Origin of the sequence: Streptomyces nitrosporeus (genome assembly GCF_008704555.1) — a bacterium.
GTDB classification, from domain to species: domain Bacteria; phylum Actinomycetota; class Actinomycetes; order Streptomycetales; family Streptomycetaceae; genus Streptomyces; species Streptomyces nitrosporeus.
On the sequence record NZ_CP023702.1, the window covers coordinates 7,365,462 to 7,391,508 of the forward strand.

19 protein-coding genes and 1 pseudogene are annotated in these 26,047 nt (G+C 73.6%); 16 read left to right on the forward strand and 4 right to left on the reverse strand.

From position 1 onward, the window contains the following. Window positions 1–248 precede the first annotated feature (248 nt). Window positions 249–1,475, forward strand: a complete 1,227-nt coding sequence (locus CP967_RS32800) for a right-handed parallel beta-helix repeat-containing protein (RefSeq protein WP_150491451.1) — start codon at window positions 249–251, stop codon at window positions 1,473–1,475. Between the two features lie 172 nt (window positions 1,476–1,647). After that, window positions 1,648–1,886 (forward strand): annotated as a pseudogene (locus CP967_RS32805) (ammonium transporter); the annotation flags it as partial. 15 nt (window positions 1,887–1,901) lie between these two features. On the opposite strand, the gene CP967_RS32810 reads toward CP967_RS32805, so the two are convergent. Next, the gene (locus CP967_RS32810) at window positions 1,902–2,807 is read right to left on the reverse strand and encodes an NAD-dependent protein deacetylase (protein WP_150491452.1); all 906 of its coding nucleotides are present in this window, start codon (window positions 2,805–2,807) and stop codon (window positions 1,902–1,904) included. 319 nt (window positions 2,808–3,126) lie between these two features. On the opposite strand from CP967_RS32810, the gene CP967_RS32815 reads away from it, so the two are divergent. The 6 genes from CP967_RS32815 to CP967_RS32840 all read left to right on the forward strand — a co-directional run bounded on the left by CP967_RS32815 (window position 3,127) and on the right by CP967_RS32840 (window position 10,050). Beyond that, window positions 3,127–4,101: a phosphotriesterase family protein gene (locus CP967_RS32815; RefSeq protein WP_150491453.1), complete on the forward strand. Its 975-nt coding sequence runs from the start codon at window positions 3,127–3,129 to the stop codon at window positions 4,099–4,101. Between the two features lie 52 nt (window positions 4,102–4,153). Continuing rightward, window positions 4,154–5,107: a phosphotriesterase family protein gene (locus CP967_RS32820; RefSeq protein WP_150491454.1), complete on the forward strand. Its 954-nt coding sequence runs from the start codon at window positions 4,154–4,156 to the stop codon at window positions 5,105–5,107. A 76-nt stretch (window positions 5,108–5,183) separates the two neighbouring features. Further along, window positions 5,184–6,299, forward strand: coding sequence for an FAD-dependent oxidoreductase (locus tag CP967_RS32825; RefSeq protein ID WP_150491455.1), 1,116 nt, complete (start codon window positions 5,184–5,186; stop codon window positions 6,297–6,299). 4 nt (window positions 6,300–6,303) lie between these two features. Then, window positions 6,304–7,227 carry an alpha/beta hydrolase gene (locus CP967_RS32830; RefSeq protein ID WP_150491456.1) on the forward strand — a complete coding sequence of 308 codons (924 nt, stop codon included), beginning with the start codon at window positions 6,304–6,306 and terminating at the stop codon, window positions 7,225–7,227. A 33-nt stretch (window positions 7,228–7,260) separates the two neighbouring features. Next, window positions 7,261–8,202, forward strand: coding sequence for an MBL fold metallo-hydrolase (locus CP967_RS32835; protein ID WP_150491457.1), 942 nt, complete (start codon window positions 7,261–7,263; stop codon window positions 8,200–8,202). A gap of 18 nt (window positions 8,203–8,220) precedes the next feature. After that, window positions 8,221–10,050 carry a CocE/NonD family hydrolase gene (locus tag CP967_RS32840; protein ID WP_229888444.1) on the forward strand — a complete coding sequence of 610 codons (1,830 nt, stop codon included), beginning with the start codon at window positions 8,221–8,223 and terminating at the stop codon, window positions 10,048–10,050. Between the two features lie 78 nt (window positions 10,051–10,128). Here the strand turns inward: CP967_RS32840 and CP967_RS32845 are convergent, their stop codons facing one another. Then, window positions 10,129–11,010 carry a LysR family transcriptional regulator gene (locus CP967_RS32845; RefSeq protein WP_150491458.1) on the reverse strand — a complete coding sequence of 294 codons (882 nt, stop codon included), beginning with the start codon at window positions 11,008–11,010 and terminating at the stop codon, window positions 10,129–10,131. Window positions 11,011–11,106: 96 nt separating this feature from the next. Between CP967_RS32845 and CP967_RS32850 the strand changes: the two genes are divergently transcribed. Further along, window positions 11,107–11,484, forward strand: a complete 378-nt coding sequence (locus CP967_RS32850) for a YybH family protein (RefSeq protein WP_150491459.1) — start codon at window positions 11,107–11,109, stop codon at window positions 11,482–11,484. A gap of 12 nt (window positions 11,485–11,496) precedes the next feature. On the opposite strand, the gene CP967_RS32855 is transcribed toward CP967_RS32850, so the two are convergent. Together CP967_RS32855 and CP967_RS34980 are read right to left on the reverse strand one after the other, a co-directional pair. After that, on the reverse strand, window positions 11,497–12,138 hold the full coding sequence (locus CP967_RS32855; RefSeq protein ID WP_150491460.1) for a DUF4232 domain-containing protein: 642 nt from the start codon (window positions 12,136–12,138) through the stop codon (window positions 11,497–11,499). 296 nt (window positions 12,139–12,434) lie between these two features. Next, window positions 12,435–14,321: a choice-of-anchor A family protein gene (locus CP967_RS34980; RefSeq protein ID WP_229888445.1), complete on the reverse strand. Its 1,887-nt coding sequence runs from the start codon at window positions 14,319–14,321 to the stop codon at window positions 12,435–12,437. Between the two features lie 307 nt (window positions 14,322–14,628). Here CP967_RS34980 and CP967_RS32865 point away from each other — a divergent pair, with 307 nt between their 5' ends. The 7 genes from CP967_RS32865 (at window position 14,629) to CP967_RS32895 (ending at window position 25,808) form a co-directional block, all read left to right on the forward strand. Next, window positions 14,629–15,819 carry an AAA family ATPase gene (locus CP967_RS32865; protein WP_150491461.1) on the forward strand — a complete coding sequence of 397 codons (1,191 nt, stop codon included), beginning with the start codon at window positions 14,629–14,631 and terminating at the stop codon, window positions 15,817–15,819. A 137-nt stretch (window positions 15,820–15,956) separates the two neighbouring features. Beyond that, window positions 15,957–17,456 carry a VWA domain-containing protein gene (locus CP967_RS32870; protein ID WP_150492160.1) on the forward strand — a complete coding sequence of 500 codons (1,500 nt, stop codon included), beginning with the start codon at window positions 15,957–15,959 and terminating at the stop codon, window positions 17,454–17,456. Window positions 17,457–17,710: 254 nt separating this feature from the next. Continuing rightward, the gene (locus tag CP967_RS32875) at window positions 17,711–19,351 is read left to right on the forward strand and encodes an ABC transporter substrate-binding protein (RefSeq protein WP_150491462.1); all 1,641 of its coding nucleotides are present in this window, start codon (window positions 17,711–17,713) and stop codon (window positions 19,349–19,351) included. Window positions 19,352–19,643: 292 nt separating this feature from the next. Continuing rightward, window positions 19,644–21,908 (forward strand): S9 family peptidase, encoded by a 2,265-nt coding sequence (locus CP967_RS32880; RefSeq protein ID WP_229888446.1) that lies wholly within the window; start codon window positions 19,644–19,646, stop codon window positions 21,906–21,908. Next, the gene (locus CP967_RS32885) at window positions 21,905–22,969 is read left to right on the forward strand and encodes an ABC transporter permease (RefSeq protein WP_150491463.1); all 1,065 of its coding nucleotides are present in this window, start codon (window positions 21,905–21,907) and stop codon (window positions 22,967–22,969) included. Before CP967_RS32880 ends, CP967_RS32885 begins: the two co-directional genes overlap by 4 nt. After that, window positions 22,966–23,817: an ABC transporter permease gene (locus tag CP967_RS32890; RefSeq protein ID WP_150491464.1), complete on the forward strand. Its 852-nt coding sequence runs from the start codon at window positions 22,966–22,968 to the stop codon at window positions 23,815–23,817. Before CP967_RS32885 ends, CP967_RS32890 begins: the two co-directional genes overlap by 4 nt. Then, window positions 23,817–25,808: an ABC transporter ATP-binding protein gene (locus tag CP967_RS32895; RefSeq protein WP_150491465.1), complete on the forward strand. Its 1,992-nt coding sequence runs from the start codon at window positions 23,817–23,819 to the stop codon at window positions 25,806–25,808. The genes CP967_RS32890 and CP967_RS32895 overlap by 1 nt, the downstream gene beginning before the upstream one ends. The last annotated feature ends 239 nt before the right edge of the window (window positions 25,809–26,047 follow it).

Below are 26,047 nucleotides of genomic sequence, written 5' to 3' on the forward strand. Positions count from 1 at the left end.
CCTGAACGGGTACCAGAAAGCGCTTGCCCCCCATCCGGTGAGGTATTCAGCCGCGCCGTCTGTTCAGGGACTGGACCAGACGGGCGGTCACATCGGAGCCGCGGCAGGAAGGACCGGACCCCTCGCGCGGACACGGACGTGCAGCGGGACGCTCCCGGGCCCGACCGGGCCAGGGCGCCGGCCAGTTCCTGGATTCGCCCCTCCGCCCCCCACTGGTCAGACGGACCAACCCGACCTGGAGACGAACGATGCAGAAGACCAAGCCCGCCCTCGCGTGCGCCGGCCTGCTGGCCGGCACGCTCATCGCCCTGTCCGGCCCCATGGCCCAGGCCGCGTCCTCCCCCCACGGAACCGGGACGCGCGCGGCGGCCGACTCGGTGCGGACGGCAGCCGATGCCCTGTACGTGGCCCCGGACGGCGGTGACGGCGCGGCGGGGACGCAGTCCGACCCGACGACGCTGGCCTCGGCCATCAGCCGCGTCCCGTCCGGCGGGACGATCTATCTCCGCGGCGGGACGTACTCCTACTCCGAGACGGTCACCATCCCGCCGGGCAACGACGGTACGCCGGGCGCCCGTACGACGCTGTCCGCCTACCCCGGCGAGACCCCGGTCCTCGACTTCTCGAAGATGGCGGAGGACCCGGCCAACCGGGGGCTGGCCGTGAACGGAACGTACTGGCACGTCAACGGCATCGTCGTCGAACACGCGGGGGACAACGGGATCTTCGTCGGTGGCAGTGACAACGTCATCGAACGGGTCGTGACGCGCTTCAACCACGACTCGGGCCTGCAGATCTCGCGGATCGCCTCCGACACCCCGAAGGACGAGTGGCCGGCCGGCAACCTCATCCTCAGCTCGGAGTCCCACGACAACGCCGACTCCGACGGGGAGGACGCCGACGGCTTCGCCTCGAAGCTCACCTCCGGCCCGGGGAACGTCTTCCGCTACACGGTGTCCCACAACAACATCGACGACGGCTGGGACCTCTACACCAAGTCGGAGACCGGCCCCATCGGCCCGGTGACCATCGAGGACTCCCTCTCCTACGCCAACGGCACCCTTTCCGACGGGACCGTGAACGAGGACGGCGACCGCAACGGCTACAAGCTGGGCGGCGACGGCATCGAGGTCGACCACATCGTCCGGCGCAACATCGCCTACGGCAACGGCCATCACGGGTTCACCTACAACAGCAACCCGGGCTCGATGGCGGTGTCGGACAACGTCAGCATCGACAACGCCGAGCGCAACTTCTCCTTCGACAAGGGAACTTCGGTCTTCCGCGGCAATGTCTCGTGCCGGGACGACGACGGGTCCAACGACAAGACCGTGGGCGACGCGGACGGCTCCAATCAGTTCTGGACCGGCTCGAACGGTCCGGCCTGCTCCGCGTACCCGGGTGCGATGGACTGGTCCTTCGCCGAGGACGGCTCCCTCGTCGTGACCTTCGGCGGCGACAGGGTGACGCCGTAGTCCCTTCCCGCATCCCCGCCGTTCCTCTTCGCACCTTCCCGCGCCTGTGCCGCCCCGTCCGCCGCCCCGTCCGCCGCTCCGGACGGGGCGGCACAGGCCGCGCGCCCGTTCCCGGTGAGGTCCCGGTCGGCTTCACGCGATGAAACGTGCCGGAGGCACCAGGGGGCCTGTGCTGTGGGCCCTGCTCGTGTACGTCCCCGTCGCGCACCGGGTGTGGGGCCCGGCGGGTGGATCGCGGACTCACTCGGTGCCCCGGGCTTCGCCAGGGGTCTCGTCGTGGAGATCGCGTGCGGGGCGTCGGGCCTCGCCCCCGCCCTGGTGACCGGCCCGCGCATCGGCTCCGGGAAGGACGCCATGCGGCCGCACGGCCTGTCGATGGTGATGCTCGGCGCCGGCCCGCTCCGGTGCGGCCGGCTCGCCACCGGCTCACCCGGCCCCCGCCGTCCCCGGGGCGACGGGGACGCCCAGCCGGCCGGCCACGGTGGTGAGGGCGCTTCCCAGCGGGAGGGCGACCCGGGCGAGTGCGTGCCCGTCGCCCCGGGTCGGGTCCTGGTTGACGATCAGCACCGGCTTCCCCGCCCCGGCCGCCTGGCGGACGAACCGGAGCCCGGACATCACCGTCAGCGAGGAGCCCAGGACCAGCAGGGAAGCGGCCTCACGGACCAGCCTGCGGCAGTGCTCGACCCGCGGCGGGGGAACGGCCTCGCCGAAGAACACCACATCCGGTTTGAGGACGCCGCCGCAGACCGTGCAGGGCACCACGCGGAAATCCCCGACCTGCTCGTCGGTGAGGTCGGCGTCGCCGTCCGGGTTGATCCCCGCGGCCACCGGGGCGAAGCCCGGGTTGGCCTGCTCCAGCCGCCGGGCGAGGTCGCGGCGCCGGCTGACGTCGCCGCAGGACAGGCACACGACCCGGTCCAGGCTCCCGTGGAGGTCCACGACGCCCTCGCTGCCCGCGGCCTGGTGCAGACCGTCGACGTTCTGGGTGATCACACCCGAGAGCAGGCCGTGCTCCCCGAACGCGGCCACGGCCCGGTGCCCCGCGTTGGGGCGGGCGCGGCCGAAGGTACGCCAGCCGAGGTGGCTGCGCGCCCAGTACCGGCGCCGGGCCAGGGCGTCGGCGGTGAAGTCCTGGTAGGTCATCGGTGTGTGCCGGCTCAGGCTCCCGCCCTCACCCCGGTAGTCGGGGATGCCCGACTCCGTGGAGAGGCCCGCCCCGCTGAGCACCAGCACGCCGCCGCGGCCCAGCGCGTCGGCGACCGGTTCCAGATCCGTGGTGCCCGGGGGCAGGTCCCCGGGGGGAGTCCAGCTCAGTGTGGGACGCATGCGCATAGCGCCAGGGTACGGAACGAGACGGGCCGGACGCTTCCGCACGGGACGACCGGCCCCTGTGCGACGGGTGCCGCCTGCCGCGCGTCCGGATGCCGGGGCCGCGGGTGACCCGCGCTCGGCGGGGCCGCGGACCGAGGGGGCGGCGGAACAGCGGAACGGCGCAACGACAGGACGAGGGGGCGGCGGCACCCAAGGACGCCTGGCCTCCAGTGCATTATTTTTTCTTGATGTTCATTTCATTGACGCCGTGTAAAGCAAATGGCTACGGTGACCGCAGCCACAGGGTGCAGCGCACCCACCCCGGACACATGAGGCAGGCATGAGCGTCAAGAGCAAGACCGTGAACACCGTCCTGGGCCCGGTGCCGGCCGAGGAACTGGGCGTCGTCTCCGTCCACGAGGCGCTGCTGTCGGTACTGCCGGGCGCGGAACACGCCTTCGACATCACCCTCGACCGCGCCGGGATCTTCGAGACCCTGGCCGCGAAGCTGAGGGACTTCCGCGCCCACGGCGGCGGCACGGTCGTCGACAGCACCGGCATGTTCCACGGCAGGGACCTCCCGCTGTACGAGGCCCTCTCCCGCACGACCGGCGTGCACATCGTCGCCTCGACGGGACAGGGGCCCGAGGAGCTGCTCGGCGGCTACTTCCTGACCCCTCAGACCAACCCGCCGACGCCCTGGCCCGCCGACAGGTTCGCCGGCCTCTTCACCCAGGAGATCACCGAGGGCATGGTGGTCCCCCGTGTGGAGCGCCGCGCGGCCGCCGGCCTGGTGGCCACCGCGGCCACGGCCGGCGGCATGACCGCGACCGACGAGAGCCTCTTCCGCGGTGCGGCCCGGACCGCCCTCCGTACCGGTGTCGCGCTCTCCGTCCGCTACGGCGGTGACGCCCTGCACGACCTCGGCGTCGTCCTGGAGGAGGGACTGCCGGCCGGCCGGGTCGTCGTCGGCGGGCTCGACCGCAAGGACGCCGTCGCCGCCGGCGCGCCCCTGGAGACCGCCCGCCTCGGCGCCTACGTCGCCCTCGACCACGCCGGCGCCCGGGACGGGGTCCACCTCACCGACGCCGAGCGCGCCGACCTCGTCGTCGTACTCGTGGAGGCCGGCTTCGGCGACCGGATCCTGCTCTCCGGCAACGCGACCGGCGTGGCCCAGGGCCACCCGGGCAACGACCTCCCGTACAGCCACGTCCTGACGGCTCTCGTCCCCCTCCTCACGGCACGGGGCGTCAGCGACGGCGACGTCCGGCGCCTCCTCGTCGACAACCCGCGCGAGCTGCTGTCGGTGCGCTGACCGCGCGACGCCGAACGACATCCGAGTCCCGATTTTTCTGAAGGTGAACGTTGTGTCGAAAGTGAACACCGTCCTGGGGACGATCCCGGCCGAGGAACTCGGCCTGGTGGCCGTCCACGAGCACATCGGATACGGCATGCCCGGTTCCGAGCTGGACACCAGGTGGTGGAAGACCCCCGAGCAGCGCTACGAGGAGACCGTCCCGAAACTGCGCGCCTTCCACGAGTACGGCGGCGGCACGTTCGTCGACGCGACCGGCATCTGCAACGGCCGTGACGTGGACTACTACAGGTCCCTGTCGAAGAAGACCGGCGTCCACATCATCGCCTCCACCGGCTTCGTCGGCGGCGACACCGCCCTCCCGTTCTTCGCCCGGGCGAGCGTGGAGTACCTGACCGGGCACTTCGTCCACGAGATCACCGTCGGTATCGGCGGCACCGGTGGCCGCGCCGGCGTCATCAAGGTCGGCGTGAGCCGCGGCGGCCGCATGACCGACCTGGACAAGCGCATCTACCGCGCCGCCGCCCGCGCCGCCCTGGCCACCGGCGTACCGGTCCTGACCCATCTCGCCATCGACGCCGAGAACGCGGTCGCGATCTTCGCCGAGGAGGGACTGCCTCTCGACCGCGTCCTGTTCGGGCACGTCGACGACGGCGTGAACGCGGAGAAGACCCGCGACACCTGGATCGCGGAGCAGGGCGGCCGGGTCGGCTTCGACACCTTCGGCTACGAGACCGAGCTGGAGGACCCGCCGTTCTGGGCCCGCCCGCGCAAGGAACGCCTGGACCACTTCCTCCGGTTCATCGGCGAGGGCCACCTGGACAAGGTGCTCGCCTCCGCCGACGCCAACTGCAGCCCGCTGGGCTGGCCCGGAGTGAAGGGCCACACCGTGAACTACATCTTCGAGGACCTCATCCCGGACCTCCGCGCCGCCGGCCTCGACGAGGCCGCGATCAGGACCGTCTTCGTCGACAACCCCGCCGCCTTCCTGACGATCCGGCGCTGACCGCAGCCGGTCACCGCCCCACCCCCCCCAGGACCCCAGGGCGCGACGACGCGCCCCGCCCAGAAAAGAAGTGACCATGCATCCCTCGGACCTGAAGAACCTGAAGATCGCCGTCGTCGGGGCGGGATACGGCGGCGCGGCGGCGGCCAAGGCGCTGAGCCTGCTCGGCGCGGACGTCGACGTCTACGAGCAGGCGAACCGGATCCGCGAGGTCGGCGCCGGTATCGGTCTGCGCCCCGCCACCATGAACCGCTTCCAGGAGTGGGGGATCTTCGACGCGATCGCGCGGGTGAGTTCACCGAGCGAGTACTTCGAGATCCTCACGGCCACCGCCGAACCGATCATGAAGGAGAGCTGGCCGGCCGCCGGCGGGCAGACCCGCACCCGTCTGATCCACCGCGGTGACTTCATCGAAGCCCTCCTGGGCGTGCTGCCCGAGGGCATGGTGCACCTCGGCCACAAGCTGGAGTCCGTCCAGGACAAGGGCGAGAGCTCCGTCCTCACCTTCGCGGACGGCAGGACCGCCGAGGCCGACCTGGTCGTCGGTGCCGACGGCATCAAGTCGGTGGTACGCCAGGAGCTGTTCAGCGACAAGGGCCCGGTGTTCTCCGGCGAGCACGCCTACCGCGCCGTCATCTCCGTGGACGACGCCCAGGGCATGGTCGTCGACGACAACCTGCGGATGTACATCGGCAGGGGCACGAAGGTCTACCTGCTCCCGCTGCGCCACCGCAACGCCGTGTCGTTCGACATCACGGCCCTGTGCCCGGACAGCACCTGGGCCCCGCAGGTCACCAAGGAGGACCTCCTGGCGACGGTGGAGGGCTTCGACGAGCGTCTCGTGGAGATCACCCGCAACCTCGACATGGACACCGTGAACATCCGCGCCGTCTACGACATCGACCCGGTCGACACCTGGCACTCCGGATCCGTCGTCCTGGTGGGCGACGCGGCCCACTCGATGCTGCACCACCAGGGCCAGGGCGCGAACTCGGCCATCGAGGACGCCGGCGCCCTCGCCGACGCCCTGCGGCAGGCGGACACCCCGCGGGAGGGGCTGGCCCTCTACCAGGCGACCCGTAAACCGGTCACCGACGAGCTGCAGCGCATCTCGCGCTCGGGATGGACCGAGGACGAGATCAACGACGTCTTCCCCGGGCAGAAGCCCGCGGCCGTCACGGCACGGGGCTGACACCATGGCCCTGCACCCCGAGATCGCCACGTTCCTCGCCTCCCTCCCGGCCCCGCCCGAAGGGCCCCTCGACCCGGCCGCCATGCGAGCCGGCGACGAGGCGCACCTCACCCCGCTCGGCGAGCGCCTGCCCCTCCACACGGTCCGGGACATGACCGCGCACACCGCGTCGGGCGAGGTGCCCGTGCGGATCTACACCCCGGCCGAGGCCGGCCCGTACGGCGTACTGGTCTACTTCCACGGCGGCGCGTTCTTCCTCGGCAGCCTGGAGACACACGACCACATCGCGCGCTCCCTGGCCCGGGAGACCGGACTCAGGGTCGTCTCCGTCGGCTACCGCCTCGCCCCCGAAGCCGCCTTCCCGGCCGGCCTGGACGACTGCTACGCCGTCGTGCGCTGGGTCGCCGAGGAGGCGAACGGCCTGGCCTGGGACGGCACGACGCTCGCCGTCGCCGGTGACAGCTCCGGCGGCAACTTCGCCGCGGCGGTCGCCGCCAGGGCCCACGACGACGGCTTCCACCGGATCACCCACCAGGTGCTCTACTACCCCTCCCTCGACCTGGACTTCGACGCCGGCCGCTACGCCTCGCTGCGGGAGAACGCCGTCGGCTACGGCCTGGAGACGGCCGGACTCAAGTCCTTCAACGCCTTCTACACCGACAGCGGAGCCGACCCCGCCGACCCGCTGGTCTCCCCGGTCAAGCGGGCCGACCTCACCGGGCTGCCGCCCGCCCTGATCGTCACCGCGGAGCACGACCCCCTGCGGGACGAGGGCGAACTCTACGGCCACAGGCTGGCGGAGGCCGGAGTGGAGGCGACGGTGAGCCGCTACGCGGGCGCGGGCCACGGGTTCGTCCAGCACTTCTCCCGGATCCCGGAGTACCACCGGGTCTTCGAGGAGACGCGTGACTTCCTCGGCCGGCGCTGACCCGGCCGCCCGTACCCGTTCGCAAGGAGAGCCATGACGCACGCAGCCGACGTCCACCCCCTGGTGTCGCCCTGGGGCCGGTTCGGCCTCTACAGCTTCTTCATCGACGCACCCGAACCGGCCGTCGTGGACACGGGGATCGCCTCCTCGCCCGCCGAGGGGATGGCCCCCGCCCTGGAGGCGATCGGCCGCCGTATCGAGGACGTGCGCTGGATCCTGCTGACCCATGGCCACATCGACCACATCGGAGGGGCGCACGCTCTGTGGGAACTCACCGGCCGGCGCGCCCGGGTGGTGATCCACGAGGCCGACGCACCGATGCTCCGCTCCCGCCGCGCCCATGTGGAGGAGTACCTCACCGGGCGGGGCCGGTACCTGGGCGACCCGGAGGGCGAGGCGAAGGTGAGGGCCGCCGCCGACGCCGTCATCTCCGGCGAGATGGAACCCACCCTGCTGGTCGAGGGCGGCGAGACCCTCTCCCTCGGCGGCGGCGTCGAGGTGTCGGTCCACTCCCTCCCGGGCCACACCCCCGGCTCCGTCGCCTATGTCCTCGACGGGCAGCGCGCGGCGTTCACCGGCGACGCCGTCCAGGTCCACGGGGCGGCCAACGGCTTCCCCGGCTACACCGACCCGGCCGGCTACCGCGCCGGCCTCACCTACCTGCGCGACGAGATCCGCCCCCGGCACCTGTACCTCGGCCACCCCTACCGCCGTGCCGACGGCACACCCTACGGCGTCGGACTCGACGCGGCCGAGGCCCGGGAGGCCATCACCCAGAGCCTCGCCGCCGAGAGCCGTGTCGGCGCGGCGGCCCGCGCCTGCCTGGCGGCCGGCCTCCGGGAGACCGGCTCGCCGTACTCGCCGTTCGCCCCCGTGGCCGAGGAGCTCGGCTACAGGGGCGATCCCACGCTGGAACCCTCGCCGTTCTTCACCTCGCTGCACGGCTACCGCACACAGCACGACCAGACCTCGTAGTACAGGAGTTTCGCACTCATGACCGACTTCCAGACGATCCGGGCAGGCCGGCAGGACATCGCCGTCCGCAAGGACCTCCGGGTGCCGATGCGCGACGGCGTCATGCTGGCGGCCGACGCCTACAGCGGCACCGACGACAAGCCGCGCCCGGCACTCGTGGCGCTCAGCCCCTACGGCAAGGAGCTCCAGGCCCTCGCGCTGACCACGCCGCCGCAGCGGCGCCCCAGCCCGATGTGGGACGGCTGTATCGAGGCCGGTGACATCGCCCGGGTCGTCGAGGAGGAGTACGTCCACGTCATCGGGGACCTGCGCGGCTCCGGCGCCTCCGAGGGCGAGCACATCGGCAACTACAACGCCGGCGGGGTCCCGCTCGGCCAGGACGCGTACGACTTCATCGAATGGGTCGCCGCGCAGCCCTGGTGCGACGGCAACGTCGGCATGATCGGCATCTCCTACTTCGGCTCGATGCAGGTACTGGCCGCGGCCGAGCGTCCGCCGTCCCTCAAGGCGATCTTCGTCAGCGGCGGCCACTACGACTTCTACGAGACCACCTACCACGGCGGTGTCATGTGGTTCATGCCGCGTGCCGCCCGCGAGGGCCGAGGCGGCGACTCCGGCTGGGCCTTCACCGACGGCGTCAAGTCCCGCATGCTGGAGACCTTCTCACCCGAGGAGATCAAGGAGCGCGTCGCCGAACGCCTGAAGGACCCGGACGTGGCCGCCTGGTCCAACCTGGTCCACGTGCTGAACTACCCGAAGAACCACGAGGCGTGGTTCGACATCGTGATGAACGAGGTCGACGGCCCGTGGTACGAGGAGCGCAACCCGGTCACCCTCGCACCGGACATCGGCATCCCGGTCTGGCTCCAGATCGACCAGGGCCGCGGCTGGACGATGGACGGCACCATCGAGCTCTACCACGCGCTCAAGGGCCCGAGGAAACTCGACATCGGCCCCTACCCGCCGATGCAGTCCCGGCCCTTCGTCGAAGAGCACGACAAGATGTTCCGCTGGTACGAGTACTGGCTGAAGGGCGTTGACAACGGGATCATGGACGAGCCGGCGGTGACCGTGCACGTCGAGGGCTCCCGGCAGTACGTCACCGGCGCCCAGTGGCCGCCGAAGGACGTCGAGCACCGCCCGCTCTACCTGCGCCCCCGGCACAAGCTGTCCTTCGAGCCCGAGGCGATGGGCGCCGAGCACGCGGTGCCCGACGGTTTCTACCAGGCGCCGCTGACCGTCACCGACAAGGTGGAGATCCTCAGCTGGTCCACCGAGCCGTTCACCGAGCCCACCGAGATGATCGGCCAGGGCGCGGCACACCTGTTCGCCGAGATCGACCAGCCCGACACCAACTTCATCCTGCGCCTGTGGGACGAGGCCCCCGGCGGCAGGCGGCAGCTCATCACGACCGCCTACCTCAAGGCGTCGCACCGCGAACTCGACGAGGAGCGCACCACGGAGGGCGACCCCCGCCACCCGCACACCCGCGCGGTACCGGTCGAACCGGGCAGGATCGAGGAGTACGTGCTGCGCGTCTACCCGTTCGGGGCGACGTTCCTGCCGGGTCACCGGCTGGTCGTGGAACTCTCCAACGCCGAACCACCGGCCGACGAGCACAACGCCCTGCTGCCGCCGGACGCCTTCCACCTGCCGGTGGGCCGCCCCGTCACCCACAAGATCTACCGCGACGCCGAGCACCCCTCCCGGCTCCTCCTGCCGTTCACGACGGGTCCGGCGGCTACGGCCACGGACACGGCGGCCACGGACACGGCGGCCACGGACACGGCGGCCACGGACACGGCGGCCACGGACACGGCGGCCACGGACGCGGAGGCGACACGGTAGGAGGACGCGGCGGGGGAGAGGCGCGGGGCCGCGGAAAGGGCCGGGGCCGGCGGGCGCCGTCCTCACCCGGGCAGGGCCTTACGCCGGCCCGAACTCCCTGCGTGCGTGCGTCAGCAGCTCACGCACGGCGGGGCCGGGCGCGCTCCTCCAGACCAGGGCGAGCAGGGCGGGCGTCTCGACGTCGTCGATGGTGCGGGCCACGAGCAGATCGCGGTGGTCCGCGGCCATCGACTCGCTGAGGACGGCGACGGCGAGCCCCCGGGCGGCGAGTCCGGCGACCGCGTCCGCGGCTCCGGCCTGCAGGGCGATCACGGGCCGGAGGCCCCGTACGGAGCAGGCGCCGTCGAAGGCGGCGCGCAGCCCGGTGCCGGGAGGCATGCACACGATCGGGTGGGCGACCAGGTCGCGCAGGGTGATCCGCCGCGCCTTCGCCAGGGGGTGGGCGGCGGGCATCGCCGCCACGAGCCGCTCGCTGATGACCGTCATCGCCTCCAGCCCGTCGGGGGCGGCGGCCGCCGCACCTGTCAGGGCGAGATCGTAGGCACCCGCGCGCACCCCCTCGACGAGCCGGTCGGAGTTCTCCTCCGACAGCGAGATCTCCACCCCCGGATGCGCGCGGTGGAACGCGGCCAGGGCGTCGAACAGCGGCGCGAGGGTGCAGCCCATGACCGTACCGACCGTGAGCCTGCCCCGGACCAGGCCCGCCACCTCGTCCACCGCCCGGCCGACCGCGCCGGCCGCGTCGAGCGCGGCACGCGCGTGTCCGAGGGCGGCTTCCCCCGCGACGGTCAGCGTGGCGGTACGCCCCGACCGGTCGAAGAGCTCCGCGCCGAGCTCACGTTCGAGGCGGCGGATCTGGGCGCTGACACCGGACTGGCTGATGTGCACCCGCTCGGCGGCCCGGGTGAAGTTCTGCTCCTCGGCCACCGCGACGAAGTATTCCAACTGCCTGAGATCCATGACCGGAGATTCTAGTTTCCAGCCGAACCATCTATTGGACTTCTGATTCAGGGGCGATCACGCTGGAGACACCGAACCCCGACAACAGGAGCGACCATGCCGGAGTACGAGCCGGAGTACGAGAAGGCCATGCGGCCCGAGGACATCACCCGTCTGTTCGTCGAACGGTCCAACGCCGGTGACGCGGCCGGTGTCGCCGCCCTCTACGAGGAGGACGCGGTACTGGCCTATCCGCCCGGCGGCCGGACCGTGGGACGGGAGGCGATCCGGGCGCTGTGGGAGGAAGTGCTCGCCGCCCGCCCGCACTTCGAGCAGGAACAGCCGCTGCCCACGCTGATCAGCGGCGGCATCGCCCTCACCTCGACCCCGCCGAAGGACGGCACCGGGGCCCGCGCGCAGGTCGTCCGGCGCCAGCCGGACGGAAGCTGGCTGCGCCTGCTCGACCAGCCGGAATTCGTCCCGCCCGCCGGCTGACCTCTCCGCCCGCTACTTGCCCGAGCCCACCGGATCCACCGTGATGCGGGAAGCGGTGGCGCCCGCGGCCACGTTCACGGTGAGCGGCATGGTGTGCGACCGCGTCTCGTCGGGCGGCGTCACCACCGCCGTCGTGAAGGTCACGCCGGAGCCGCCGCTGAGGTTCGGCGGGAAGTGCAGAGCGAAGTTCGACGCCTCACCCGGGGCCAGCGCGACCGTGCGGACCGTACGGTCGCTGCGCGCGGCGCTCACGGTGCCTTCCCCGCCCCTGAGGTCCAGGCCCGGGAACCCCCGCATCGAACACGGCGTGGAGCCGGTGTTCCTCAAGGTGATCAGCACCTCGCCCTCCGCCATCCCGCCCGAACTGCTGAACGCGAGCCGGGAGGTGCGGCAGATCCCCTCCGCCACGGTCGCGGACGCCGTGGCGGGGGGCGGGGCCGCCGTGCTTCCCCGGGTCGCGCCGTCGCCGCCGGAGGGGGCCTCGGGGCTGCTCTCCCCGCCCGGATCCGCCGGGGCGGAGGCGGACGGGGCCTGCGAACCCGCCCCGGGTGCGGGGCGGGAGGCGCCGTCGTGACCGTCCTCCCCCTCACAGGCGGCGAGCGAGAGAGCCGCGGCCGCTGCGGCTGCGACGAGGGCGGGCTTCCGTACACGCATGAAGTGTCCCTGGGGTGGGGGCCGGCTGCTCGCCACGAGCATTCACCCGGGCGCCGCGCGCAAAACGTCCGGTGGAGGGCGGATTCCGCGCACGGCGGTGCGCTCCCGCCCCGGTACGCGCGCCCCGCGCACGGCTCGGCCCCCGCCGGGCCGTACGTGCCCCGGAGTGCGGCCGGTCCGTACGCGCCCCGGAGCGTGCGCGGCCGCGGACCGTGCGGAACGGCGAGCGGTCCGGCCTTCCCCGGGGAAGACCGGACCGCTCGACCGGATCAGGCGGCTCTCCTCACGCAGGCCGGTCAGCCGCCGTAGGGCTCCTCCTCGCAGTCCTCGCCGTCCTTGCCGCCCTTGCCGTGCTCACCGCGCTCGTTCTCCAGCTCCACGGTGATCTCGTCGTCCTCATCGACCGTGTACGGACCGGTCACGGGGTCGGCGGGCAACTCGTACCCTTCGGGGACGTCCGTCTCGACCAGGTAGTACGTTCCCTCTTCCAGGTCACCGAAGACGCAGCTGCCGTCGGCGTCGGTGGAACATCCCGCTCCGACCCGGGTGTCGGGGCCGGCTCCGTCCTGCTGCAGGCCCTCGGTTCCGTTCGTCTCCTCCCAGAGCTCGAACACGGCGCCCGGCAGTTCCTCACCCGTCTTCGCGTCGGTCTTGACGACCTCGATGGTGCCCGTCCCGGGGTTCTGGAGCATCCGCTCGTTCGTGGCCACGACGCTCACCCCCTCCTGGGCGTTCTCCTCGGTCAGCACGAGGGGGCCGAACACGGAGGGATCCGGCAGTTCGTAGCCGTCGGGGGCGGCGGTCTCCTGCCAGTAGTAGGTGCCGGGGGGCACCACCCGTGCGCAGATGCCCAGGTCTTCCGTGGTGCAGGCGCCGCCGTCGACGCGCGTGTCCGGTGAGGTTCCGGTGGTCTGCAGGCCCTCGGTCCCGTTCGTCTCCTCCCAGAGGACGAACTCGGCGCCCGCGAGGGGCTCGCCGGTCTCCGCGTCGGTCTTCTCCACACTCACCGCTCCGTCGGAGGGGCGCGGGTCGATGGTGTCGCAGCTCAGATCGGCGTCGAACGGGAAGTAGTGGATCTCACCCGCGTTCACCGGGGCGCCCGCGCCCGTGATCGGACCGGCGACCAGCTCGCGGACGATGATGTCGCCCTCGATGTTGCTGGGGTCGAGGTCGGTCAGGAGCGCCCGAGGGGCGTAGACGGTCCCCTCCAACGAGTCGCCTTCCACGATGGTGATGTCCGTGGCGTCGGCGAAGTTCCACAGCATGTACGGGGCGTTGGCCCCGGACACGCCCGCCAGGTTGGGGACGTCCCAGGCGTAGACGCCGCCGGTCGCCGTGGTGTCGATGTTGAACAGCACCGGGGTGTCGGCGTCCGGCTCGTCGAGGAAGGTGAGGTTGCCGATGTTGTTGAGCTGTTCCCCGGTCAGCCGCACCACGTTGGTCCGGCCCTCGGTCAGGGCGATGTGGACGTCCGTACCCGGCGGGATGACATCCTGGTCGGGAAGCGGCTCGTTGTTCCCGTCGAGCAGTGTCACGGTGGTCGCGCACGTGTCCATCGTGTCGGAACGGTCGCGGTAGGTGGCGAACAGGGACGTGAAGTCCATGAGGCCGGACTGGGCGACGGAGGCGGCCGACTGCTGGGTGGTCAGTTCGATGCGCGGGGTGGAGTTGTAGGACGCGCCGTCCGCGACCACCTGGGTGTTGACGGAGGCGCCGTTCTCGTCCTGGGTGAGGATGTCGCTGGTCGTCGTGTCGCCGATCTTGACGTAGCCGCCCCGCAGGACGCGCAGGACGCCCGTCGGGCTGCTGCCCGCGTGGTTCACCGCACCGCCGACGAGCAGGGCCGTCGGCTGGGTGTCCCCGGGAGCGACGAACGTACCGGTGTCGTTCAGGGCGACGTTGTAGCCCTCGCCGTAGGTGAGGTCGCCCCCCACCGCGACCGGGCCTTCCGATTCCGTGCTGCCGAGGGTGGCGTCGTTCTCCGTGACCACCCCGAACCCGTTGTTCCCGGCGACGGGGTTGCCGATGGTCACCGGGACGCGGGCGAGGGCGGACGCCGGGCCGGCGCCGGCCAGCGCCGCGGTGGCCAGCAGACCCGAACACGCGGCACCCGCCGCGGTGAGGAGCGCGGAGCGCGCGGGGAACACCCGGGGGGCGGCGCTACGCCGTTTCGTCTTTTCCATGCCGGACAATCTAGGCATTTCGCCCATGTTGCAACGGAAACGCGCGGGTTGCCGGATTCCGGGGCACTCGTATGGCCAGGGGCGGCGTGTGTGCGGCCGGTGCGGCCCCGCCGCCCGCTGCCCGTCGCCCGCCGTCTGCTGCCCCCACGGGGCGCCGGGGGACGCGCGGATCACCGCCCCGCCGCCGGCCCCCGGCCCTGACACGGACCCCCGCCCCGCCGCCGGTCCCGGCCCCGGCCCTGACACGGATCCCCTTCCCATGATGGGATCGAGGCCCCGGCGGGTGCCGGGGGCGAGGGGGTGCACCATGGACGCGCAGGACACGGCCAGGAGGCTGCGGGCGATCGGCGACGAGCTGTCCGACCGCTTCTACGAACGGGCCGACGTGGTGCGGACCCTCGTGGTGACGCTGCTGGCCGGACAGCACTCACTCGTGCTCGGCCCGCCCGGGACCGCCAAGTCCGAGATGGCCCGGGAGCTCACGGGCAGGTTCGAGGGGGCGGCCTACTGGGAGATCCTCCTCTCGAAGTTCACCGCTCCGACAAGGATGTTCGGCCCCGTCGACGTCGCGGCCCTGGCCCGGGGCGAATACCGGCAGGTCTACGAAGGACGCGCGACGACCGCCCACATCGCGTTCATCGACGAGATATTCAAGTGCTCCACGGCGGCGCTGAACGAGACGCTGGGCTATCTCAACGAGCGGATCTACCACCCCGAGAGCGGCGGTGAACCGATCCGCTGCCCCCTGATCGGGGCCATCACCGCGAGCAACGAACTGCCCGGCGGGCAGGACACGGCCGCGATCTACGACCGGCTGCTGGTACGGATCGAGGTCGGATACCTGGCCGACCCCTCCAACTTCACCGCGCTGGTCCGTTCGGCGGTCCGCCGCCCCGCACCACCCGCGCGCACCACCCTCGGGCTGGCCGCCCTGCAGCACGCCGTCACCGAAGCCGTTCCGGCCGTGGAGGTCCCCGACGCGATCGTGGACGCCGTGTGCACACTGCGGGCCGCCCTGCGCCGCAAGGAACTCGTCGCCTCCGACCGCCGTTGGCGGCAGGCTGTGGGCCTGCTCCAGGCGTCCGCGTACCTCGACGGCCGCCCGGCGGTCACCCCGGCCGACCTGTCGGTCCTGACGCACGTGCTGTGGGATTCCCCCGCCCAACGCCCCACCGTCGAACGCGAGGTGCTGCAACTGGTCAACCCGGACGCCGGGGAAGCCCTCGACCTAGCCGACACGATCGAGGAACTGGAGGCCCAGCTCGACGCCATGGCCGGGCAGTCCCGTGAGGCGCTGAGCGAATGGGTGATCAAGAAGGCCCACAACAAGCTGGCGACGGCGGGGAGGCGGCTGGAGGAACTGCGCGTGGAGGCTGCGGGAGCCGGCCGCTCCACCGCCACCATCGACCGGGTCGCCGGCCGTCAGCGGGCCGTCCGCGCCCGCGTCCTCACCGAGGCCCTCGGTGTGGACGCGAGCACCGTGCAGGCCCGGTTCTGAGCGCGGGGAGGACCGGGGTGACGGGCGCCGCACCGGACGGGACCGGCCTCCCGGCGGACCACGCCGGGAGGCCGCCGGCCCTGCCCGCCGCTCCCGGGCGGCACACCGGGGCCGTGGCCGCCGACCGGTTCGACCGGATGACCTGGGACGACATCCGCGCGCAGGCGGCCGGGCTGCGTGACCTGGCGGCAGAGCTGGAGAAGAGCCACGACCACACCGCCGACCTCCTGGCCGATGTGTTCCTGGCCGCCTACCAGGCCGCCACACGGCTGCGCGAGCCTACGGAGATGGACCCCTCCCGGCTGGTCAACCACCGGATCGTCACCGCGCTGACCGAGGCCCCGGACTTCGCCGGACTGCGCCGGGAGACCGCCGGCGACCCGTATGCCGCCGCCATGGCCGTACTCGCCCAGGCGCCCGCGCTGCGCGGGATGCTGGAGCGCTCCCGGACGGCCCAGGAACAGGCCGAACGGGCGGAGAGGGCGCGGCGGGACGCGGAGGACGCGGCGGCGGCCGCGGACGAGGAGCTCCGGCGGGCCGCCGGGGAGGCCCGCGCGGAGGACGGTGTGCCGGACCCGCTCCCCGACGCCGTACGGCAGGCGGCCGAGAAGGCGAAGGCCGCCGAGGCCGCTGCCCGGCAGGCGGCCGCGAACGCCGCGCACGCCTTCGCCGCCGCGGCGCCGGCCATCCGCGCCGGTGCGCGGAACGCGGCGGCGAAGGCCGCCCGGGACGCCCGGCAGGAGGCGGAGACGATGCGGGCGTGGGGTGTCGGCCCGGGCGAGCTGGAGCGGATGCCGTTCGACCGGCGCGCGCGTCTCGCCGACCGCCTGCGCACCGGCCGCCTCGCGCAGTGGTCGGAACTGATCGGCCGCTTCCGGCAGATGGCCGCCGGCGAGCGTGCCCGCAAGGTGGAGGGCGCCACCGGGGAACTGGTGGGCGTCACGCTCGGCAACGACCTCACCCGGGTCGTCCCCTTCGAGCTGGCCGGCCTCGCCCTGCCCGGACCGCGCGCGGTGTTCGCCGCCCGCTACGCGGCCGGAGAGCTGATGCTCTACGACAGCCAGGGCGAACAGGACACCGGCCGGGGCGCCGTCATCGCCTGCGTGGACACCTCGCACTCCATGTACGCGGCGGGGCCGGGCGGCGTCACCCGGGAGGCGTGGGCCAAGGCGTGCGCCCTGGCCCTGCTGGACCAGGCCCGTCACACCGGACGTGACTTCGTCGGCATCCTGTTCTCCGCGGCCGACAGGATCCAGGTCTTCCGTTTCCCGGCCGGCCGGCCCGCCGGGACGGACCGGGTCCTCGACTTCGCGGAGACCTTCCTCGGCGGCGGCACCAGTTACCAGACCCCGCTGACGGCCGCCTGCGACCTGCTGGAGGAGGAGGCCGACGGTGCCGCCCGCATGCGCGGGGACATCGTGATGATCACCGACGACGAGTGCGAGGTCACCGAGGAGTGGATGCGCGTCTGGAACGACACCAAGCGCCGGCTGGGCTTCCGGGTCTTCGGCGTGGCCGTCGGCGCCCCGCGCGCCGCCGAAGCCGGCTCGGTGCTGGACGCCCTGTGCGACAACCTCCGCTCCGTGGAGCACTTCACCGACGTCCACGCCGCCGCGGACCTCTTCCGGGTGATCTGACCCGGCGCACCGGCCGGACCGGTACCGGTGCGTACGGGAGGCGGGCGGCGGGCGCAGCGGAGCTGACGGGTGATCAGCTGCATGGAGGTCCCGCCCCTCCCGGGCCGACTCGAAGCGTGCCATATATGGGCCAATCCGGTCAGAGGTGACCGGATCCTAGGACTCCTTTGACACTCTCAAAGTTTCACGTATACCTTCCATGCCCAGTTGGGCATTCTCAGTGGACGCCCGGGGTGAGTGGATAGGTGGTTCCCGTGCATTCGGAACCTGGCGGACGGATCGGGCGGCGCGGTGTCCTGCGCGCGACAGGAGCGGGCATCGGTGTGCTCGCCGTCTCGGCGATCCTGTCGGCGTGTTCGCCGCAGCGGCCCGAGGGCGCCGCCGCGGCCGGCCGGTCCCCCGCACAGGGCACCGACACCCCGGTCGACACCCTGACCCTGGCCCTGCCCTCGTCCGTCTCGACCCTGGACGTCAGCCGCGAGTCAGGCATCCTGAACTACGTGGTGGCCTGCCTGGCCCAGGAATCCCTGCTCTCCGTCGGTCCCGGCGGCAAGCTGGGTCCCGGCCTCGCCGAGAGCTGGAAGCAGCCCGACGCCACCACCTACGTCTACACCCTGCGCCGCGACGCGGAGTTCTCCGACGGCACGCCGGTCACCACCGACGACGTGCTCGCCTCCGTCGAGGCCGCCCGGGACGAGGCCAGCGCCCTGGCCTACGCCTGGGCCGACGTCGCCTCCGTCAAGGCCACCGGCGCCCGGGAGATCACCGTGCGTCTGAAGAACCCCGACGCGGCCTTCGCCTGGACCCCGACCCCCGGCACCCTGCTGATCAGCAGCAAGGCATTCCTCACCCGGAACAAGGGGAAGGTCGGCACCCCCAGGACCCTGTTGCTGGGATCGGGCCCCTACCGGGTCACCTCCTTCGCCGCCGACGACCACGTCGCCCTGGAGCGCAACGACGCGTGGTGGGGTGACCGGCCGTCGGTGCGGTCGCTGAAGCTGTCGTTCGTACCCGACGCCGGGACCCGGCTCGTCGCCATGAAGTCCGGTGCCGTCGACGGCGCGCTCGGCCTCCCCTCGGACGAGGCCCGCAGCTGGGAGACGGACGCACAGGTCACCTACACCGGTGACCGCTCGGTGGTCGCCCTGGCCTTCGACACCGCGCAGGCCCCCTTCGACGACGTGCACGTCCGCAGGGCGTTCGCCCACGCCGCCGACCGGGCCGGCATGACCCGGGGCATCCTGCACGGGAAGGCCGACGTCGCCTCCACCCTCGTCTCGCCCGACATGTGGGGCGACCTGCTCTCCGCCGGCGAGGTGCGCGAGGCGTACGACGCGCTGCCCGGCTGGGACTTCGACCTCGACCTGGCCCGGGCCGAGCTCGCGAAGTCCGCCCACAAGGACGGCTTCAGCCTCGACCTCACCTATCCGAGCAGCGGGCCCCAGCTCGGCAAGGCGGCGCTCGCGCTGGCCGCCTCGCTGAAGAAGATCGGCATCACGCTGAACGTCGAGGAAGCCACGCTGGAGCAGTGGATCGCCGGCCTCCTGCCCGGCAGGAAGCCCCTCCAGTTCCTCTGGTACTACCCGGTGACGGGCGACCCCGCGGAACTCACCAACGCCTATCTGGACGGTGGGGCCACCGCGACGAACCTGCCGCACTACGACAGCACCGCCGTCAACGAGGCGCTGGCCGCCGCCCGGAGGACGACCGACCGGGCCGCACGCGGTGAGCACCTGATGGCGGCCGTCACGGCCTCCGCCGAGGACCTGCCCTATCTGCCGCTGTGGTGGGCGCAGACCGCGACCGCGCTCTCCAAGGACCTCGTGTTCGAGGAACCTGGCCCTTTCGCGCTCGTCGGCCCCTGGGCGACCAGGGTCAAGAAGGCCGCCTCCTGAGACCGCGTGCCGGGCGGGCCACCCCCGAGCCGGCCCGGCACGCACCCCATCCGCCTGATCCCCGGGGCGAAGGCCACGGATCCGCACCACGCCGCCCCGCCGCGCTTCCCGCCCCCCGGCCCGTACACGCTCCGACGGCACCGGAGGCCGGGGCCCGGGCCGCCATGCGGAACCGGACCGCCGGAAGAACCGGACCGCCGGAAGAACCGGGACCCCGGAAGAACCGGAACCCCGACGGGACCGGACCACCGGCAGGGCCGGGCCGCCCCGCCGCCGCACGAACGGAACGCACATGCCCCACACCACCCCGGCCCCCGGCACCACCGCAGGCCCGGCCGCAGCCGTCCGCCGTGTCCGTACGGCCATGTCGGACCTGACCGTGCCGCTGGACAGCAGGATCAGCCCCGACGGCCGCCGCGTCGCGGTCACCGTCCTGGGGCCCTGGGGCAGCGACGTACTGATCGCGCCCGTCGGCGGCCCCGCGCTCCCGCTGCCCACCGCCCCGCCGGACGGCCGGCCCGTCTCCCGGCACACCCCGCGCTGGCTGCCGGACTCCCGGACCGTCCTGCTGGTGCACGAACCGCACGGGCCGGGCCTGCCCGTGCTGGCCGCCTGGGACACCCGCACCGGCGTCCGGAGCGAACTCGCCGCCGTCCCCGGGGCGGTGGAAGACCTCCTCGTCTCCGACGACGGCACCGAGGTACTGCTGCTGACGGCCGACGACGGAGCCGAACGCGACGGGATGAACCTGGGGCTGCCGGTCCGGCTCGGCCCTGACCCCCGGCCGGTCTCCTACCGCCCCGGTACCGGATGGCGCCGCCTGCTGCACGGACCGCTCCCCGTACCGGACGCGCCGGCCGGGACGGCGTCCCGCGGGCCGGTCGCCCTGCGGGACGCCGGCCCAAAGGGGCTGACCGTCTGGAACGTGGCCTGGCGCGGCGGCCGTACCGCCGTCGCGACCGTCTCCGAGGACCCGCTGCCCGCCGGCTACTACCACGCGCGCCTCGCGCGCATCGACCTCGCGGGCGGGCACCCGGTCACCCTCCACCAGCCCCTCGGCCAGCTCGCCGCGCCCGCGCTCAGCCGCGACGGACACCGGGCCGCGGCCGTCGAGGGCATCTCCATCGTGGCCGGGCGCCCCCTGCTGGTGGACCTGGCCGACGGCCGTGTCACCCCGGTCGCCGAGGCCGAGGACACCACCTGGATCCACCTCGACCCGCACGACCCGGGCCGGCTGCTCGCCGCCGGCCTGCGCGGCACGGGCAGCCGCGTCACGGACATCCGGACCGGCGGGGGAGGAGAAGGCGGAACAGCACCAGGAGCACCGGCAAAGGAAGCACCGGCGGAAACCGGAACACGAACCGCAACCGGAACGCGAACCACGGCCGCAACCGGAACCGGTGCGCCGGCCGCCCCCGGAGCCGTCGTCACCACGCTCCACGAGGAGCAGGCCGTGCTCACCGGTGCCGGTGCCCAGCCGGCCCTCAGCCTCAGCGCCGACGGACGGACCGCGGCGACCGTCCGCGAGGCGCCCGGCGCACCGCCCCAGGCCGTCGTGGCCCCGACGTCCGGCCCGGACGCCTGGTCCTGGCGGCCCGTCACCGCACCCGCACCGGCCGCCGCGCACCGCGACGGCGGACACGCCGACCTCGCCCGTGTCCGGACCCGGCAGACCGGCTGGACCGCGACGGACGGCACCCCGGTACACGGACTGCTCCTCGACGCCCCCGGCACACCGGCCCCCGCCCGCCCCGCCGACGGCACGGACCCCGGCGCGCGCCCGCTCGCCGTGGTGCTGCACGGCGGGCCCTCCTGGCAGTGGTCCGCCGGTTACGCCCCCGCCGACGTCCTGGGCCTGGCACCCGCCCTGGCCGCCGCAGGCTGGCTCGTCCTGCTCCCCAACCCCCGTGGGAGCAGCGGCTACGGCCTGGAGCACGCGCGGGCCGTCGTCGGCGCCTGCGGCGACGGCGACCTCGACGACATCCTCAGCGGCGTCGCCCACCTCGTCGGCAGCGGTGCCGCGCTCCCCGGCCGGGCAGCCGTACTGGGCCACAGCTACGGAGGCTTCCTCGCCGCCCTCGCCGCCGCCCGCACCGACGCCTTCCGCGCGGCGGTCGTGGTCTCCGCCCCCGCCGACTGGCTGAGCTTCGCCCACACCTCGGTGATCGGAGGGGGCTACGAACAGACCTACGCCATCGGCGACGCCCGCACCCCCGAGGGCCGTACCGCCCTGCTCGAACGCTCCCCGCTCTTCGCGGCCGGCGGGACCGGCACCCCCACCCTCGTCCTGCACGGCGAATACGACCGGGTCACCCCGGCCGGCCAGGCGCACGAGCTGTACCGCGCCCTGGCCCGCCGCGCCGCGGCACCCGTCGAACTCCACGTCTACCCCGCCGAGGGCCACGAGTTCACGGACCCCGCCCATCTGCTGGACGCCGCCACCCGCGCCGGGGAATGGCTGGCCCGGCACGTCACCCACGAGGCCGCGGACCACCACGGCACCACGCCCCGCCCCCGGACGCAGGACGGCGCCTCCGGCCCGAAGGAAGCACCATGACCGACCCCCGCCACCCCCGGGCCGCCCCGCCGCCCTCCCGGCGCGGCAGGCTGCGCGCCGCGCTGCCCGTGCGCTACGTGCTGCGACGGCTCGCGGGCACCGCCGGACTGCTGCTCGTCCTCTCCCTGGCCGTGTTCGCACTGCTGCGGCTCGCCCCCGGCGACCCCGCCCGCACCCTGCTCGGCACCCGCAGCGCCACCCCCGAGGCCCTGGCCTCCGTACGCGCCGCGCACCACCTCGACGAACCGCTCGTCACGCAGTACGCGCGATGGCTGACGGACGCCTTCAGCGGCGACCTCGGCACCTCGATCCGCACCGGCGAGAGCGTCGCCGCGGCCCTCGGCGACCGGCTGGCTCTCACCGGGCAGCTCGTGCTGGCCGGTTTCGCCGTGGCACTGCTGCTGGGCATCCCCCTCGGCGTCCTGGCCGGGCTGCGCGCCCGGCGCCCCGTCGACCGGGCCGTACAGAGCGCCGGAGTCCTGGCCCTCTCCACCCCGGCCTTCGCCGGCGGCCTGCTCCTCATCTACGTCTTCTCCCTCATGCTGGGCTGGCTGCCCGCGTACGGACCGGGCACCGGCGGCCCGGACCGGCTGCTCCACCTCCTGCTGCCCGGCGCCACCCTCGGCCTCGCGGTGACCGCGGTGCTGATCAAACTCGTCCGGGCCGCGGTCGTACGCGAACTGGCCCGCGACCACGTGACCTTCGCGCTGGCCCGCGGGGTACCCACCCGCACCGTGCTGTTCCGGTACGTCCTGCGCGGCACCGTCGTACCGGTCACCACCGGCATCGGGCTGGTCCTGGCCTATCTGCTGGCCGGCACCGTCATGGTCGAGCAGGTGTTCGCGCTGCCGGGGCTGGGGCAGCTCCTCGTCCAGTCCGTGACCTTCAAGGACGTGCCCGTGGTGCAGGCCGAGGCGCTCCTCATCGCCGCCCTCGTCTGTCTGGCCAACCTCGCCACCGACCTCACCCACCCCCTGGCCGACCCGCGCCTGCGCACCGACCGCCGCCGGCGCCGTCCCGGCCGCAGCACGCCGACCGCACTCACCGAGGGGCAGGCATGACCACGCGCGCCACCACAGCCGCCCGCAAGGCGTCCGGACGCCGGGGCCCGGCCGGCCCGCTCACCGCCGTCTGCGCCGTGATCGCCCTGCTGCTGCTCGCGGCCGCCGCCGCCGGACAGTGGGTGTACCCCGACTGGGACCGGCAGGACCTGATGGCCACCGCCGCGATGCCCGGCGGCGGCCACCCCCTCGGTACCGACGAACTCGGCCGCGACGTCTGGCAGATGCTGGTCGCCGGCGCGCGCAGCACACTGGCCGGGGCCGCACTCGTCGCCGTCGGTTCCATGCTGATCGGCAACCTCCTCGGCCTGACGGCCGGCTACTTCGGCGGCATCACCGACACCGCCGTGCGCCGCCTGGCCGACCTGCTGCTGGCCCTGCCCGCGCTGCTCGTCACGATCGTGGTCGCGGGCATCGGCGGCGGGGGGTACGCCCTCGCGGTCGGCGTCCTGGTGGTGCTGACCTCACCCGGGGACATCCGGCTGGTGCGCTCGGCGGTGCTGGAACAGAGCCACCGCGCCTACGTCGAGGCGGCCCGGACCCTCGGCCTGCCCTCCCGCACCATCATGGTGCGGCACATCTGGCCCAACGTCCTGCCCGTCGTCGTCGCCAACACCATGCTCAACTTCGCGGGCGCGATCGTCGCCCTGTCCTCGCTGTCCTTCCTCGGCCTGGGCGTCCCGCCCGGCGCCCCCGACTGGGGCCGCATGCTCGCCGAGAACCGCACCCTGCTCTACGACAACCCGTCAGCCGCCCTGGCCCCCGCCGTCGCGGTGATCGTCTCCGCGGTCGTGGTCAACCTGCTCGGCGACCGGCTGTTCGAGTACTTCTCCGACCGGAGGCCCTGATGACCGACGTCCACGACGCCGACCCCGCACCGGCCCCGCCCGCCGCCGCACCCCTGCTGGAGGTCACCGGCCTGCGGCTCGCCGCGACCGGTACCGGACCCGGGACCGCCACCGTCCTCGACGGGATCGCGCTGTCCGTCGCGCCGGGGGAGTGCGTCGCGGTGGTCGGGGAATCCGGCAGCGGCAAGTCCCTCGCCGTGCGCGCGGTGGCCGGCCTGCTGCCCGACGGCATCGCCGTCACCGGTGGCACCGTCCGCCTGGCCGGCCAGGACGTGCTGGACCTGCCGCGTGCCGAACGGCACGCCCTGCGCGGGCGCCGCGTCGCCCTCCTCATGCAGGACCCCTTCACCATGCTCCACCCCCAGCTCACCTGCGGACGGCAGATCGCCGACGGCATCCGCGACGACCTGCCCGCGCTCGCCGCGGCCCGCGGCAGGAGGGCCCGGCGGGCCGTCCTGCGCGCCGAGACGGCCCGCCGGCTCGCCGAGGTCGGCCTCCCGCCCGAGGTCGCCGACCACTACCCCCACGAACTCTCCGGAGGCATGCGCCAGCGCGTCGCCACCGCCGCCGCCCTGGCCGGAGACCCGGACCTGCTCATCGCCGACGAACCGACCACCGCCCTGGACGCCGCCAACCAGCGAGCCGTCCTGGACCTCCTGCGCGGCCTGCTGGAACAGCGCGCCATGGGCCTGCTGCTCATCACGCACGACCTCTCGGTCGCCTTCTCCGCCTGCGACCGGATCTACGTCCTCTACGCCGGGACCGTCCTGGAACAGGGCCCGGCGGACGACCTGCGCCGCGCCCCCCGCCACCCCTACACCGCCGCCCTGCTGGCCGCCGAGCCCTCGGCGCGCACCCGGTACGAACGGCTGCCCACGGTCCCCGGCTCCGTACCCCCGCCGGGCAGCCGCACCGGCGGCTGCCCGTTCGCCGGCCGCTGCCCGCACACGGCCGCCGCCTGCCGCACCACCCCCGTCACGCTCCGCACCCCGCCCGCCCCCCACGGGGACCCCGCCCAGGACACCCAGAAGCCCCGGGACGACCAGGGCGCCCAGGACGGGGCCCGGCTCACCGCCTGCCTGCGCCTGGACGAGATCGGCGACGACCTCACCCCGCCGGCACCCGGCCCGGCCGGGACCACCGCCACCGGGGCGCCCCCGCCGGAGCGGGACGGGGAGCCGGCCCTGCGGGTGAGCGGCGTACGCCGTACCTTCCCCGGCGACGGCACCGCCGTACCCGCGGTGCGGGACGTGACCCTGACCGTGCCGGACGGCCGGATCACCGCGCTGGTCGGGGAGTCCGGATCCGGGAAGACGACGCTGGCCCGGATCGCCGTCGGCCTGGAACGGTTCGACGAGGGCCATGTAACCGTCGGAGGACTGCCGCTGGCCTCCGGACGGCTGCCCACCCGCACCGAACGGGCCCGGCTGGCCTCCCGGGTGCAGATCGTCTTCCAGGACCCGTACTCCTCGCTGCCCCCGCTGCGTACCGTCGGAGCCACCCTGGCGGAGGCGCTGACCGCGGCCGGCCGGGTGCCCGGCGGCCCCCGCCGCGAACACCGACGGCGGGTCCGCGCGCACGTCGAGCAGGCACTCACCCAGGTCGGCCTGCCGCCCGCCTACGCCGAACGGCGCCCGGCCGGGCTCTCCGGCGGCGAACGCCAGCGCGTCGCCCTGGCACGGGCCCTGGCCGTCCGGCCCCGCCTGCTGATCTGCGACGAGGCGGTCGCCGCCCTCGACGTGTCCGTCCAGGCCCAGCTCCTCAACCTGCTGGCCGACACCCAGCGCGCCGAAGGGTTCGCGGTGCTGTTCATCACCCACGACCTGGGCGTGGTACGGCAGATCGCCGACGAGGTCGCCGTCATGGTCCGCGGTGAACTCGTCGAACAGGGCCTGGTCTCCGGTGTCCTGGACCACCCCCGGCACCCGTGGACCCGCCGGATGCTCGACGCGCTCCCCTCACCGGGCACCGGAGCCGACGCCGCCCGCTGACCCGCCGGGACCCCGGGGCCGGCCTTCCCCGGAACACCGGCCCGGCGTCCGGCACCGCCTCGCCGGACAAGCGGCTTCACCGGCACCACAGCCGGCCGAGGGCGAGGGGCCGGCCTCATGACCCCGCCGCCACGCCGGCCCCCGCCGCCGCCACGACAGCCCTCCACCGCCGCCACGCCGGCCCTCCGCCGGCGTCACCCGCGGCCGGGCGTGCGGAACACCGGCGTACGGCCTCCCGG

Bases quoted from the DNA above. Each gene is read 5' to 3' on its own strand.
- CP967_RS32800 (WP_150491451.1), top strand. From the start codon at position 249: ATGCAGAAGACCAAGCCCGCCCTCGCGTGCGCCGGCCTGCTGGCCGGC.
- CP967_RS32810 (WP_150491452.1), bottom strand. From the start codon at position 2,807: ATGCGCATGCGTCCCACACTGAGCTGGACTCCCCCCGGGGACCTGCCC.
- CP967_RS32815 (WP_150491453.1), top strand. From the start codon at position 3,127: ATGAGCGTCAAGAGCAAGACCGTGAACACCGTCCTGGGCCCGGTGCCG.
- CP967_RS32825 (WP_150491455.1), top strand. From the start codon at position 5,184: ATGCATCCCTCGGACCTGAAGAACCTGAAGATCGCCGTCGTCGGGGCG.
- CP967_RS32830 (WP_150491456.1), top strand. From the start codon at position 6,304: ATGGCCCTGCACCCCGAGATCGCCACGTTCCTCGCCTCCCTCCCGGCC.
- CP967_RS32835 (WP_150491457.1), top strand. From the start codon at position 7,261: ATGACGCACGCAGCCGACGTCCACCCCCTGGTGTCGCCCTGGGGCCGG.
- CP967_RS32840 (WP_229888444.1), top strand. From the start codon at position 8,221: ATGACCGACTTCCAGACGATCCGGGCAGGCCGGCAGGACATCGCCGTC.
- CP967_RS32845 (WP_150491458.1), bottom strand. From the start codon at position 11,010: ATGGATCTCAGGCAGTTGGAATACTTCGTCGCGGTGGCCGAGGAGCAG.
- CP967_RS32850 (WP_150491459.1), top strand. From the start codon at position 11,107: ATGCCGGAGTACGAGCCGGAGTACGAGAAGGCCATGCGGCCCGAGGAC.
- CP967_RS32855 (WP_150491460.1), bottom strand. From the start codon at position 12,138: ATGCGTGTACGGAAGCCCGCCCTCGTCGCAGCCGCAGCGGCCGCGGCT.
- CP967_RS34980 (WP_229888445.1), bottom strand. From the start codon at position 14,321: ATGGAAAAGACGAAACGGCGTAGCGCCGCCCCCCGGGTGTTCCCCGCG.
- CP967_RS32865 (WP_150491461.1), top strand. From the start codon at position 14,629: ATGGACGCGCAGGACACGGCCAGGAGGCTGCGGGCGATCGGCGACGAG.
- CP967_RS32870 (WP_150492160.1), top strand. From the start codon at position 15,957: ATGACCTGGGACGACATCCGCGCGCAGGCGGCCGGGCTGCGTGACCTG.
- CP967_RS32880 (WP_229888446.1), top strand. From the start codon at position 19,644: ATGCCCCACACCACCCCGGCCCCCGGCACCACCGCAGGCCCGGCCGCA.
- CP967_RS32885 (WP_150491463.1), top strand. From the start codon at position 21,905: ATGACCGACCCCCGCCACCCCCGGGCCGCCCCGCCGCCCTCCCGGCGC.
- CP967_RS32890 (WP_150491464.1), top strand. From the start codon at position 22,966: ATGACCACGCGCGCCACCACAGCCGCCCGCAAGGCGTCCGGACGCCGG.
- CP967_RS32895 (WP_150491465.1), top strand. From the start codon at position 23,817: ATGACCGACGTCCACGACGCCGACCCCGCACCGGCCCCGCCCGCCGCC.